The sequence below is a fragment of the Daeguia caeni genome, assembly GCF_042653845.1.
In the GTDB taxonomy this organism is placed as follows: Bacteria; Pseudomonadota; Alphaproteobacteria; order Rhizobiales; family Rhizobiaceae; genus Brucella; species Brucella caeni.
This window is the reverse complement of sequence record NZ_JBHSEL010000053.1, coordinates 46730-59161: the sequence shown is the minus strand read 5'-3', so window position 1 is coordinate 59161 and position 12432 is coordinate 46730. Positions and strand designations below refer to the sequence as shown.

The window sequence follows — 12432 nt, the reverse complement described above, 5'->3', positions numbered from 1 at the left end:
GGATCAGGTGTTGTACTGACCGGCCTGCCAGTTGCGCCGTTCGCGCCAGTCAGGCGGGGTATTCTTGAAGCGATCAAGCGAAAGCTGATCAATAGGCATCCGCGTCTTGCCTTCCAGCAAGAGTTCTGCCACGGCGATGCCTGCCGATGGCGCCATGCCAAAGCCATGACCGGAACAGGCAGCCGTCACCAGACCTTCCGGATTGTTGAAACGGTGAATCGTCGTCATCTGATCGGGTGCGATATCAATGATACCAGCCCATGAGCGCAGGAACTGTGCGCCCTTCAGTACCGGCATGGCTTCAATGGCGCGCCGCAGAATATTGCGCACGATCGGTGTGTTGGGCTTCGCCGCTTCCTTGCCGATTTCAAGGTCAACCCACTCGTAAGGGCCTCCATTCATATGAATATTGCCGCGTTTGGTCTGGCGGATCGAAAGACCATTGCCGATGAAAGCCTGTTCAAACAATGGCGGCATCGGCGTGGTGACGAGGGCTTCGAGCCGCACCGGCGCAAGCGGGAAATGGATGCCAAGCGGCTTTAACAGCAAGGTATTGTGGGCTGCGGCACAAAGGGCAATACGGGCGCAATGGATTTCGCCTTCCGGCGTGCGCACGCCCTTGACCTTGCCGCCCTCTGTCAGGATTTCCAGAACCGGCGTATATTCGCGGATCTCGCCGCCAAGATCGGTAAAGGCCCAGGCAAAGGCCTGCGAGGTGCGCTGCGGATTGGCATGGCCTGAGCGGTTGGTCCAGATGCCGCCGAGACAATCGGGGCTGAGGCAAGGGATCAGCTTGCGCATGGAATCGCCGTCGAGAAATTCAAACGGGATGCTGGTTTTCGAGAAAGTTTTGTAAAGCTCCTTCAGCTCATCCAGCTCGCGTTCATTCATCGCGGCCCAGATGCGGCCCTTTTGCGTCCATTCGGTTGGATAGCCCAGCTCATCATCCAGCCCATCCCACAGCCTTTCTGCTTCCTGTGCCAGCGGGCTTTCTGCCGGTGTTTCGCCGCGCAGGCTGAGATAGCCGGTAGCGCGCGATGAGGCTTCATAGGCGGTTGCTCCCGCATCCAGCACCAGAACCTTTGCCCCGGCTTTCTGGGCGCGGTAAGCTGTCGACAAACCGATGATACCCGCACCAATAACAATGACGTCATAATTCTTCATGGTCTTTTCCGACATAGATTGGGTTAGGACTGGCGGGTTTCGTATGGCCACATCTGCCAGTTCAGCCGGATTTCGTCCGTCTCGTCATTATCGGCAATCAGGCCAAGATCGATTGGGCGCAGCGGGAAGCGGTAGCTGGCAGGCCGTATGGTTTCAAGACCGATGCCGAAACGCTGCGACAGCGTGAAGGCGGCCTCATCGCGGCAGCGCTTGCCCTGACAATGGCCCATGGAAACACGCGTCATGCGCTTGACGAAATCCTGGTTGAGGCACGGCGCTGAATTGTCATCGCTGTGTACGAGCGGGGTCTGCGGATGACGCAAGCCTTTTTCCAGATAGCGTGGCGGGGTGATGCCGCAGAATTCCGCGCGGCTGACTGTCTCGCACTGGCATAAGATGACATCATCGCCGCCCGTCTCATGCAATGCGCGGATCCAGCGCTTGATATAGTCGGTGGCATTGAACGCCGGCTCCGGCAAGGGGGCAGGGCGCCTGTCTTCCGCCGCTCCGTCAATACGGGCAAGAATGGCAGATCGCATGGCCTCGTCAGCTCCCGTTGCGGCTGCAAGCCAGAACACGCCGTCAAGGCTGGTTTCGCCCTGAACACTGATTTCGGGCAGCCAGGAGGCCAGCGCAGGCTCATAGCGCATCCTGCAGCCCATGGCGGCAGGCAGTTCAATATTTGGCAGGGTTGCAATGGCAACGGCAATGGTATCGCAGGCGATTTCTGCGCTCTCCTTGCCGTCGAGCGAGACGAGCTTTGCGCCCTTGACTTCGGTTTTGCCGGTGGCCTCAGAGATGACATGACCCAGATGAACAGGAATATTGTGTTCGGCCAGAAACTGTGTGGCTTCAGGCCCCGCAACCACGCTATCGCCCGGTTCAACCACGCCTGTGACGGTCACACCACGGGCAAGGGCTGCGCGGACAACGCGCATGGCAAGTTCGGATGAGCCGAGCACCAGAAGACGTTCGCCCTCAAAGACCTGATAGAGATCAATAAGCGCCAGCGCAGCCTTGCCGCCCAGAACGCCCGGCAATTCCCACCCCTTGAAGGACGGCACAAAATCGCGCACGCCGGTGGTGATGATCAGCGCGTCATGTTCGAGCATTTCATTGTCTTCACGCGTTACCAGTCCAACGCGCGGGGTGCCGACATGAACGCAATTGGGGCCATTGCGGAAAGCGCCCCAGAGAATGGTTGAAACGCGCAGATCAATGCCTGCTTCCAGACATTCCATCAGTTGGGGACTTGCCTCCAGTACGGATTGGGCGATGGAATTGTCGTTCATCAGCGCAGCCGGCAGGGCTGCGCCGTAAAACCACGGCGCATCGAAGGACATATCCTTCATGGCCTGTGGGTGTTCATCGACGAGAGTGACTTGATGGCCGGCCGCCTGTGCTTCAAGGGCGATCTGGCAGCCAGCTTCACTGGCGCCAACAACCACGATTCTGCGCGAGGACATTGTTGTGCTTCTCCGCCGGTCTCAGGCTTCGTTGATCTGGGCGAGACGTTCAATCGCCTCGGCATATTCGAGGATCATGTCGTACATCACATTTTTCACGGTGGTCGGCTCATTGACACGTCCGACGATTTGACCGGCCGAATAGGTCATCCAGTCCTTGCGTCGCGCACGCTCGACACGGCGGAAGGGCTCGCCGGACAAGATCGACTGCAACGGCGTTGTCTTGAGCGGTTGTGGTGCATCCGGGCGCAGCCAGGCTTCAGTATATTTTGAGCGGATGGCACGGCAGGATTTGCCGGTATAGCCATAGGTGATGATCGCATCTTCCGGCCTTGCGGCATAGAGCACTTCGCGCATGTCTGGCGTCAGTTCGCTTTCAACCGTGCCAAGCCAGATCGTGCCACACCACACACCTTCCGCGCCAAGGGCAAGGGCTGCTGCCATCTGACGGCCGCGGCCGACGCCGCCTGCCGCCAGAACCGGAACCGGGGCAACGGCGTCGATGATTTCCGGCCACAGCACGAGCGAGGTGATCTGGCCGGTGTGGCCGCCTGCTTCCGAACCTTGTGCGACAATCAGGTCAACGCCTGCCTCGACCTGCTTTTGCGCCTGGCGTACGGAGCCGACAAGAGCGCCGAATTTTGCGCCATGGTCATGAACACGCTTGATGATATGGTCGGGAGCAACCCCAAGGGCAGAGACGACCAGCTTGACCGGATGGCGCAGTGCAACGTCAAGCAGCGCTTCGCTGGCTTCCGGGCTGAAGGCAAGATTGCGCGCATATTCGGCATACCATCCCTTTTCCTCGTCTTCCGGCAAGGGCGGCACACCATCCTCATCCAGCAGGTGATTGATGAATTCGCGGTGTTCTTTAGGAAGGATATCGCGCGGACTTTCCTTGAAATCAACCGTGGTCGAGGTGGAGGAAAACACCATGTCGACACCATAGGGCAGGCCGTCAATGTGATCATCGATCCATTTCAGTTCCTGTTCCAGATGTTCTGGCGTCATCCATGCTGCACCCAAAACACCAAATCCACCGGCCTTTGATGTTGCAACAACAACATCGCGGCAATGGCTGAAGGCGAAGACAGGGGCTTCGATTCCAAACATCTCGGTGGCGGCAGTCTTCATGACGTCTCTCTCTCTTTGCATGGGCAGGTGCGCGAAATGCGCATACCATTAAGATCAAAAAAAAACTCATCAGTATGAATGACCTCATCCGATCTTCATGTCAACAGGTACAAATTTGAAATTTTGACTAGACAAAAAATACTCATTGGTATTATTACAAACCAATTGGTATTTTTGCTCGGCCATGCTGGCAGAAATGCACAGAGGCTGGAGGGTTGGTCGTGCGGCGACGATCCGCGCCAGCCTTGCAATGACTAGCTTGCAATCCCGGAGGATCAGGAAGTGAAAATTCTCGTGCCCGTGAAGCGGGTCATCGACTATAACGTCAAGGCGCGTGTGAAGAGTGATGGCAGTGGTGTTGAGCTCACCAATGTCAAGATGTCGATGAATCCGTTCGATGAAATCGCGGTGGAAGAGGCAATCCGCTTGAAGGAAAAAGGGATTGCGAAAGAAATCGTCGCTGTATCGATCGGTGTCAAACAGGCGCAGGAAACCTTGCGCAATGCTCTGGCCATGGGCGCGGACCGGGCCATTCTGATTGAAGCGGCGTCTGACGTTCATGTCGACATCGAGCCGCTTGCCGTCGCCAAGCTTCTGGCGGCAGTCGTCAAGGAGGAACAGCCTGATCTGGTGCTTGCCGGCAAGCAGGCCATCGACAATGACATGAATGCAACAGGTCAGATGCTGGCGGCATTGCTTGGCTGGGCGCAGGCAACTTTTGCCTCGGCCATCAGCGTTGAGGACGGCAAGGCCAGTGTCACGCGCGAAATCGATGGTGGTCTGCAGACGATTGAAGTGAAGCTTCCTGCCGTCATCACGGTTGATCTGCGTCTCAACGAGCCGCGCTATGCAACGCTGCCCAATATCATGAAGGCGAAGAAAAAGCCGCTCGAAGAAAAGACGGCGGCCGATTATGGCGTCGATATTGCCCCGCGTCTGACGGTTGTGAAAACCGTTGAACCGGAAGGCCGCAAGGCTGGCATCAAGGTTGGTTCGGTTGATGAACTGATTGCAAAACTCAAGGACGAGGCAGGAGTTATCTGATGTCTGTATTGGTACTTGCGGATGTAAATAGCGGTGCGCTGGCGACCAATGCGGTGGCCAGGGTCGTTTCTGCGGTCAAATCGCTTGGCGATGTGCATGTGCTGGTGGTTGGCCCGGAAGCGGCAGCCAGGGAAGCAGCCAGACTGGATGGTGTGAGCAAGGTTCTGCATGCCGATGATGCCGGCTACGGCCTTGCCGAAAGCGTGTCGGATCTCATCGTCTCGCTTGCTCCCGGCCATAGCCATATTACCGGCGCGGCCAATCCACATGCCAAAAATATCCTGCCGCGCGTGGCGGCACTTCTTGATGTCATGGTGATTTCGGATGTGATTGCCATTGCTGATGGCGAGACCTTTGATCGCCCGATCTATGCCGGCAATGCCATCCAGACAGTCAGGTCAAATGACAAGGTGAAGGTTTTCACCATTCGCACGTCAGCCTTTGCCGCGGTGGACATGAACGGTAATGCGCCAATCGAAGCCGTAGCGGCAAAGTCGAGCGCGCTTTCAACCTGGGTCAGGGATGAAATTGCCGTTTCCGACCGTCCGGAACTGACCTCGGCAAGGATTGTCGTTTCCGGTGGTCGCGGCGTTGGGGCGAAGGAAAATTTTGCAATTATCGAGGCTCTGGCAGACAAGCTTGGTGGTGCGGTTGGTGCTTCGCGTGCGGCCGTAGATTCAGGTTTTGCGCCAAGCGACTGGCAGGTTGGCCAGACTGGCAAGGTGGTCGCGCCTGAACTCTATATCGCAGCCGGTGTTTCGGGCGCGATCCAGCATCTGGCAGGCATGAAGGATTCCAAGGTCATTGTGGCGATCAACAAGGACGAGGAAGCGCCAATCTTCCAGGTGGCGGATTATGGACTGGTCGGCGATCTTTTGACGCTCGTTCCGGAGCTGACCGGCAAGCTGTAATCCGGACTGAGGCTCCCCAGCTTTTTCCTGTACATTGCAAAGCCGGTCTGCGCTGGATGAGCAATCATCCAGCGCAATGCAATTTCCGCTTCGTCACTGTTTTCTCTCCTTCCGGGTTTGTGTAACCTGCCATTGAGGGGAGCTGGGCGATGAAACCATTCAATCAATTTCTGTCTGTCTCATTATTTGCCATTGTGATGGCCATGCCTGTCTTTGCCGCCGAGCCGGTTGATCCGGATATCAGGAAAGCGGCTGGCCGTTATGATCTGTGGGAAGATTATGAAGGCGGCACGGTTTGCACCATCAATCTGACTACAAAACGCACCATTGGCGGCTATGTCATTGACGGCAAGGAAGACTGTTTTGCCAGATTGGCGCTTGATGGCGATCCTTTTGCCTGGTTCCTGACCGATGCGGGGGATGTGGTCATCATTGATGCAACGCGCAAGCGGCTTGTGACATTGGAACATCACAAGGACCGCGAATATTATGCCGTACGCCAGAATGAAGGCAGGGCCAATCTCAATCTGACGCCGCCTACGCCCTGATCGGGGCAGGTATCTTCAAGAAAATTATTGCCATCACGGCCGCAATCGGTTTCGACTCAAATGCGCAATGGAAAAGTTTTAATGAATCGTCAATGAATCGATGACATGACTAGCCTGAATGGAGTGTGACCAGCCTTTTGGTTACGGCATTGTGTAACGAGTGTATTGCGTATGAATTCGAAGCACGTACCGAATCTGCGGGCCAGTTCAGCCTTGCCGCAGCACAAATTGGGTAGGCCGATCGTCGTCACGCTGATGGCATTGGCCGTTGCGCTCGCAGGCTGTGCATCCGGGCCGCAAGGCAAATCCAAGCCAAAACGCTCCAAGGAATATTTTGCCGAGTCCAAATATGGCGTGAAGGCAAGTCCGCGCGTGACCAATGTCAAGGGCAGGCCCTTGCCGCGCGGTGGCGGACGCAATCAGGTCGGTAAGCCATACAAGGTCAAGGGTCGCTGGTATTATCCCAAGGAAGTCAAGAAGTATGCGGCTGTTGGCCGTGCGTCCTGGTATGGTGATGCCTTTCACGGTCGCCTGACGGCAAATGGTGAAATCTATGATGCCACGCATCTGACGGCTGCGCATCCGACCCTGCCTTTGCCAAGCTATGCTCGCGTCACCAATCTTGAGACGGGGGCTTCCGTCATTGTGCGCGTCAATGATCGCGGCCCCTATGAACAGGATCGCATCATCGATCTTTCGCAAAAGGCAGCGGAAATGCTGGATTATCAGCATCATGGCATTGCCAATGTGAAGGTGGAATATGTCGGCCGCGCGCCGCTGGATGGTCAGGACGATGCTTTCCTGCTTGCCTCCTATCGTCCCGGCAAGAATGCACCAATCGGCGAACCGGCAACCGGCGTGATGATGGCGATGAATGGACCAACGCCAACAGCACTGGCATCTGAGGCGGCCGCTGCCGCTGCTGCTGCAATGCCTGCGCCAGTTGTGGCACCAGTGCCGCCGGCCATTCCGGCAGAACGTCCGGCGGCAATGCCTGTGCCGGAAAACCTGCCTTTTGCCGTCAATCCGGCCTATGGCGATGGAACAGCTCCGATTCCGGCAGCGCGCCTGACGCGCTCGAATACAGGCGGACAGCGTATTGCCGGCATGGCCGGGTATGCGCCTGACCAGACCATGTTGTCATCTTATGCCGAGCAAAGGACCTATGGCCATATTCTGACTGAAAGCATTGCAGGCACTGACTGGAGGACGGCAAGCGGCAATGCACAAGGTGAATATGTCGAGCTTGGCCTGTTTGAAAGGCTCGCCGATGCAAAGCGGATCGAAAAGGCCTTGTCGGGACAGGCAAGGATCACGCGCAACCGGGTTTCGACCAGGGAAGGCCTGCGCTATGAACTGAAGGCGCAGGCGCTTTCCGGCGCCAATGACGATCTGTTGCGCGCAGCATGGCAGCTTGGCGTGCAGGATGCCTTTGTCGTGCGGACGCAATAACGGCAGGGACAGGATCTTGCCTGTTTGGCCATGGCATGCTGAGATCAGGGCATATTTAATCCATATATGCTTGCCTGCATGGCGGGGTTGGGGATGAGACGCGCCAGACAGATTGCCTGCGTCATTTTCGGCTTGTTGTGTGGTCTTTATCCAGCGGCCTCTTTCAGTGCGCCTGAAAATCAGGCTGATGTCACCATTGCACCGCAGGTTCTGTTGATTGATGGCGGCAGCGGCACGATCCTGCTTTCCAAAGATGCGGACAAGCCGATTCCGCCGGCATCGCTTGCCAAGCTCATGACCGCCGAAGTGGTGTTCGATGCGCTCAAGAGAGGCGAGATCTCGCAGGACACACCCTATGTCGTGAGTGAACATGCCTGGCGCACGGGTGGCGCACCGTCCGGCACGTCGACCATGTTTGCCAAGATCAAGTCAAGTCCCACGGTTGCCGATCTGTTGCAGGGCATGATCGTGCAGTCGGCCAATGATGGCGCCATCGTGTTGGCGGAAGGGTTGGCAGGCAGCGAAAGCGCCTTTGCCGAGCGCATGAATGAACGCGCCCGTGCGCTTGGCCTCACCGGCTCGCATTTCGTCAATGCCACCGGCCTGCCGGCAGAGGGGCAGGTGGTGACGCTGCATGACATGGTGAAACTGGCCAAACATATTCAGTCCAGCTACCCCGAATATTATCACTATTATGCCCAGCCGGAATTTACCTGGAACAAGATCACCCAGCGCAACCGCAATCCGCTTCTGCCGCTGAAAGTTGGCGCGGATGGTCTGGGCACAGGCTATACGGAAGCCTCCGGCTATGCGCTCGTCGGTTCAGCCGAACAGAATGGCCGCAGGCTGTTTCTTGGCCTCAGCGGACTTGCCAGCAGCAAGGATCGCGCGGAAGAGGCACGCAAACTGATCCAGTGGGGCATGAACAATTTTGATCGGGTCAGGCTGTTTCGTGCCGGCGAGGTGGTCGGTTCGGCCGAGGTTTTTGGTGGCACGCAGGCCCATGTCGATCTCTCCGTGCCGGATGACGTCGAATTGCTGTTGCCTAAACGGGGGCGCGAACGGCTGAAAGCACGCATTCTCTATCAGGGACCGATCGCAGCACCGGTCAAGGCAGGAGCTCAACTGGCCGAGATTCAGTTTGAGTTAAATGGCAGTGTTTTAAAAAAACTACCTGTTTTTGCTGCAAAAAATGTGGAGACAGGAACGCTGTCGCAACGGGCTTTTGGCGCGGTGAAGGAACTTTCCACCGGTTGGTTGCGCAAATTCTTCTGAAGGCTCGACCTGGCTGCCAAAGGCCGATAGAACAAAATATCGAATATGGTCGAACAAATGGAATCCGTGCGTGTCGGGATTGTTCATTACATTTGAAGGTGGCGAAGGGGCAGGCAAGTCAACCCAGATTGCCAGGCTGGCAAGCCATCTGACTGCTTTGGGCTTTGATCCCGTGATGACGCGTGAACCGGGCGGTTCTGCTGGTGCTGAAGCCGTGCGTCATGTGATCTTGAGCGGCGGGGCAGAAAGCTATGGCCCGGCGATGGAGGCGCTTCTCTTTGCCGCTGCACGCGCGGATCATGTTGACCAGCTGATCCGTCCGGCGCTTGAGGAAGGGCGTATTGTACTTTGCGACCGTTATATTGATTCGAGCAGAGCCTATCAGGGCGTGACTGGCAATCTGGCCCGTGAATTCATGGCCGCGGTTGAACGTATCGCGATTGATGGCGTTAAGCCTGATATGACCATCATTCTCGATCTACCTGCGGAAACGGGCATGGCCCGGGCCGGAAAAAGACGCGGCCATGGCAATGCAGACCGGTTTGAAAAGGAAGATATTGCCGTGCATGAAGCGCGCCGCGCTGCTTTTCTGGCGATTGCTGCTGAAGAGCCTGAGCGCTGCAAGGTGGTCGATGCCGATCGCCCCATTGATGACATTGCCGCGGAAATTGCCGAACTGACGGACAGGCTTTTACGTGACAGGGGGCTGTTGTGATCGAAGAACTCGACGTTCCCAAGGCTTATGATTCCATTGAAGGCGTGCCGGAGCCTGCGGCCAATGATCTTGTTGCCGGTCATGAGGAGACGGCCCGTTTTCTGGCGCAGGTCTATCAGGAAGGACGTATGCATCACGCGCTGTTGTTTGATGGGCCGCAAGGGGTGGGCAAGGCGACGCTTGCCTTTCATCTGGCGGGCCACATGCTGGCGCATCCGGACGGCGCTACCGCGCCAGACCGGATTACAAGGCCGGATTTTTCCAAACCGCTGTGGCGGCAGATTGCAGGCGGCGTTCATCCGGCCGTTCTGCACATCACGCGCCCGTTCGACCAGAAGACTGGCAGGTTCAAGACCGGCATTACGGTTGAGGAAATCCGTCGTGTCACGCATTTTTTGACGCGAACGGCCTCCGATCATGCCTGGCGCATCGTGATCGTTGATCCGGCCGACGACATGAACCGCAATGCGGCGAATGCGCTGCTCAAGACGCTGGAAGAGCCGCCGGCGCGCGCGCTGTTCATTCTGGTGTCACATTCTGCCGGCAAGTTGTTGCCGACCATCCGCTCGCGCTGCCAGACGATCAGCTTCAAGCCGCTGGATGATCAGAGCCTGACAATGGCGCTTGCACATGTGGGGCAGGCGGTCGGGCTGACTGCGGGGGCGATTGAACCCACCCTGCCAGAGCGTTCGGAGGGCAGTGTGCGCAAGGCGCTTCTGCTTGTTGCCAATGGCGGCATTGAGATTGCCGATACGGTGGATTCCATTCTGCGTGGCGAGCGCTTCGATTTGTCAAAAGCGCAGGCGCTTGCCACTGTCCTGACCGGGCGCGAGGCAGAAGTGCAATATGAGCTTTTCCGTGACCATCTGCTGGGGCGTATTGCCGAAGAAGCGCGCCGGCATGCCTGTGATGGGCAGTTGCAGCGCGCCGAACAATGGTCGCGCTACTGGAGCGCATTGGTGCGCGAGACGGTTGAGGCGGAAACCTATAATCTCGACCGCAAACAGGCGGTCATGCTGCTTCTGGAAAAAACCTTCCGTGCTTTTCGCGATGGAATGCCTGCCTTTGCGTGACATGACAGTTGAGTTGCGTTATGTCAGCCACAGACTTATTTGCCTTGAGCGCCTCTGATCATTGATGTGCGCTTTCAAACCTTGAGAGACCGGGTCCGTTAATGAGCCGAGAAAAATATTATATCACCACTGCAATCGCTTATCCCAATGGCAAGCCGCATATTGGTCATGCCTATGAACTGATTGCCACCGACGCCATGGCGCGTTTCCAGCGCCTGAATGGCAAGGATGTCCATTTTCTCACAGGCACGGACGAACACGGTATCAAGATGCTGCAAAGCGCGCGCAAGGAAGGCATTACGCCACGCGAGCTGGCCGATCGCAATTCTGAAGCCTTCCGCCGTATGGGCGTGATGCTGAACAGCTCCAATGATGACTATATCCGCACCTCGGAAGAGCGTCATTACAAGGCAAGCCAAGCGATCTGGCAGGCAATGGCTGCCAATGGCGACATTTACAAGGGCGGTTATGCCGGCTGGTATTCCGTGCGTGATGAGGCCTATTATAGCGAGGAAGAAACCGAAGTCCGCGAAGACGGTGTTCGCTATGGCCCGCAGGGCACACCGGTCGAATGGGTCGAGGAGGAAAGTTATTTCTTCCGCCTGTCCAATTATCAGGACAAGCTGCTTGCGCATTATGAGCAGAATCCGGGCTTCATCATGCCGCCAGAACGGCGCAACGAGATTGTCAGCTTCGTGAAGTCGGGGCTGAAGGATCTGTCGATCTCGCGCACGACCTTTGACTGGGGCATTCCGGTTCCGGGCGACGAAAAACACGTCATGTATGTCTGGATTGACGCGCTGACAAATTATATCACTGCGCTTGGCTATCCCGACATGAACAATGAAAAATGGGCCTATTGGCCGGCTGACGCGCATATTATCGGCAAGGATATTACGCGTTTCCATGCCGTCTATTGGCCAGCCTTCCTGATGTCGGCAGGCATACCGCTGCCAAAGCGCATCTTTGCGCATGGTTTCCTGTTCAATCGCGGCGAGAAAATGTCGAAGTCGGTCGGCAATGTGATCGATCCGTTCGATCTGGTCGAACGCTATGGCCTTGACCAGCTGCGCTATTTCCTGTTGCGGGAAGTGCCGTTCGGTCAGGATGGCAGCTATAGCCATGAAGCCATCGTCAACCGTACCAATGCCGATCTTGCCAATGACCTTGGCAATCTGGCGCAGCGTTCGCTGTCGATGATTGCCAAGAACTGTGAAGGCAAGGTGCCGGTTCCAGGTGAGTTTAGCGAGGCTGACAAGGCCATTCTCGCACAGGCGGATGAAGCACTGGCAACCGCGATCAAGGTCATGGACGATCAGGCGCTGCATCTGGCACTTGGTGCGATCTTTGCCGTGGTGGCCGAGGCAAACCGCTATTTTGCCGGTCAGGAGCCATGGGCATTGCGCAAGAGCGATCCGGCGCGCATGGGCACCGTGCTTTATGTCACGGCGGAAGTCATTCGCCGCATCGGCATCATGGTGCAACCGTTCATTCCGCAATCAGCTGAAAAGCTGCTCGACATTCTGACCGTTCCTGCTGATGAGCGCCAGTTTGTCCATGTGGCTTCGAGCCCGCTCAAGGGCGGCACGCCATTGCCGCCGCCACAGCCGATTTTCCCGCGTTATGTTGAAGCGGAAGAACAGAACTGAG

At 56.9% G+C, this 12432-nt stretch carries 11 protein-coding genes; 8 read left to right on the top strand and 3 right to left on the bottom strand.

Annotated features, from left to right (window positions below; all coding sequences use genetic code 11):
* Positions 1–3 precede the first annotated feature (3 nt).
* Genes ACFO1V_RS08200 through ACFO1V_RS08190 form a run of 3 tightly spaced genes read right to left on the bottom strand, consistent with a single transcriptional unit; the run spans position 4 to position 3764 of the window.
* On the bottom strand, positions 4–1164 hold the full coding sequence (locus ACFO1V_RS08200) for an NAD(P)/FAD-dependent oxidoreductase (RefSeq protein ID WP_374829554.1): 1161 nt from the start codon (positions 1162–1164) through the stop codon (positions 4–6).
* A 23-nt stretch (positions 1165–1187) separates the two neighbouring features.
* Positions 1188–2630: an FAD-dependent oxidoreductase gene (locus ACFO1V_RS08195; protein WP_374829556.1), complete on the bottom strand. Its 1443-nt coding sequence runs from the start codon at positions 2628–2630 to the stop codon at positions 1188–1190.
* Between the two features lie 21 nt (positions 2631–2651).
* Positions 2652–3764, bottom strand: a complete 1113-nt coding sequence (locus tag ACFO1V_RS08190; protein ID WP_374829558.1) for an NAD(P)H-dependent flavin oxidoreductase — start codon at positions 3762–3764, stop codon at positions 2652–2654.
* Between the two features lie 282 nt (positions 3765–4046).
* Between ACFO1V_RS08190 and ACFO1V_RS08185 the strand changes: the two genes are divergently transcribed.
* From ACFO1V_RS08185 to metG, 8 genes are all read left to right on the top strand, one after another.
* Complete coding sequence (locus ACFO1V_RS08185; RefSeq protein WP_374829560.1) at positions 4047–4808, top strand: electron transfer flavoprotein subunit beta/FixA family protein; 762 nt, start codon at positions 4047–4049, stop codon at positions 4806–4808.
* Entirely contained in the window at positions 4808–5719 is a 912-nt protein-coding gene (locus tag ACFO1V_RS08180; protein WP_374829562.1) for an electron transfer flavoprotein subunit alpha/FixB family protein, read from the top strand. The genes ACFO1V_RS08185 and ACFO1V_RS08180 overlap by 1 nt, the downstream gene beginning before the upstream one ends.
* Before the next feature lie 149 nt (positions 5720–5868).
* Positions 5869–6267 carry an AprI/Inh family metalloprotease inhibitor gene (locus ACFO1V_RS08175; RefSeq protein ID WP_374829564.1) on the top strand — a complete coding sequence of 133 codons (399 nt, stop codon included), beginning with the start codon at positions 5869–5871 and terminating at the stop codon, positions 6265–6267.
* A gap of 171 nt (positions 6268–6438) precedes the next feature.
* The gene (locus ACFO1V_RS08170; RefSeq protein ID WP_374829566.1) at positions 6439–7719 is read left to right on the top strand and encodes a septal ring lytic transglycosylase RlpA family protein; all 1281 of its coding nucleotides are present in this window, start codon (positions 6439–6441) and stop codon (positions 7717–7719) included.
* 93 nt (positions 7720–7812) lie between these two features.
* Positions 7813–8994, top strand: coding sequence for a D-alanyl-D-alanine carboxypeptidase family protein (locus ACFO1V_RS08165; RefSeq protein WP_374829568.1), 1182 nt, complete (start codon positions 7813–7815; stop codon positions 8992–8994).
* A gap of 70 nt (positions 8995–9064) precedes the next feature.
* Complete coding sequence (gene tmk / locus ACFO1V_RS08160; RefSeq protein ID WP_374829570.1) at positions 9065–9709, top strand: dTMP kinase; 645 nt, start codon at positions 9065–9067, stop codon at positions 9707–9709.
* Complete coding sequence (locus tag ACFO1V_RS08155) at positions 9706–10782, top strand: DNA polymerase III subunit delta' (RefSeq protein ID WP_374829572.1); 1077 nt, start codon at positions 9706–9708, stop codon at positions 10780–10782. The genes tmk and ACFO1V_RS08155 overlap by 4 nt, the downstream gene beginning before the upstream one ends.
* A 101-nt stretch (positions 10783–10883) precedes the next feature.
* Positions 10884–12431 carry a methionine--tRNA ligase gene (metG, locus tag ACFO1V_RS08150; RefSeq protein ID WP_374829574.1) on the top strand — a complete coding sequence of 516 codons (1548 nt, stop codon included), beginning with the start codon at positions 10884–10886 and terminating at the stop codon, positions 12429–12431.
* Position 12432 lies beyond the last annotated feature (1 nt).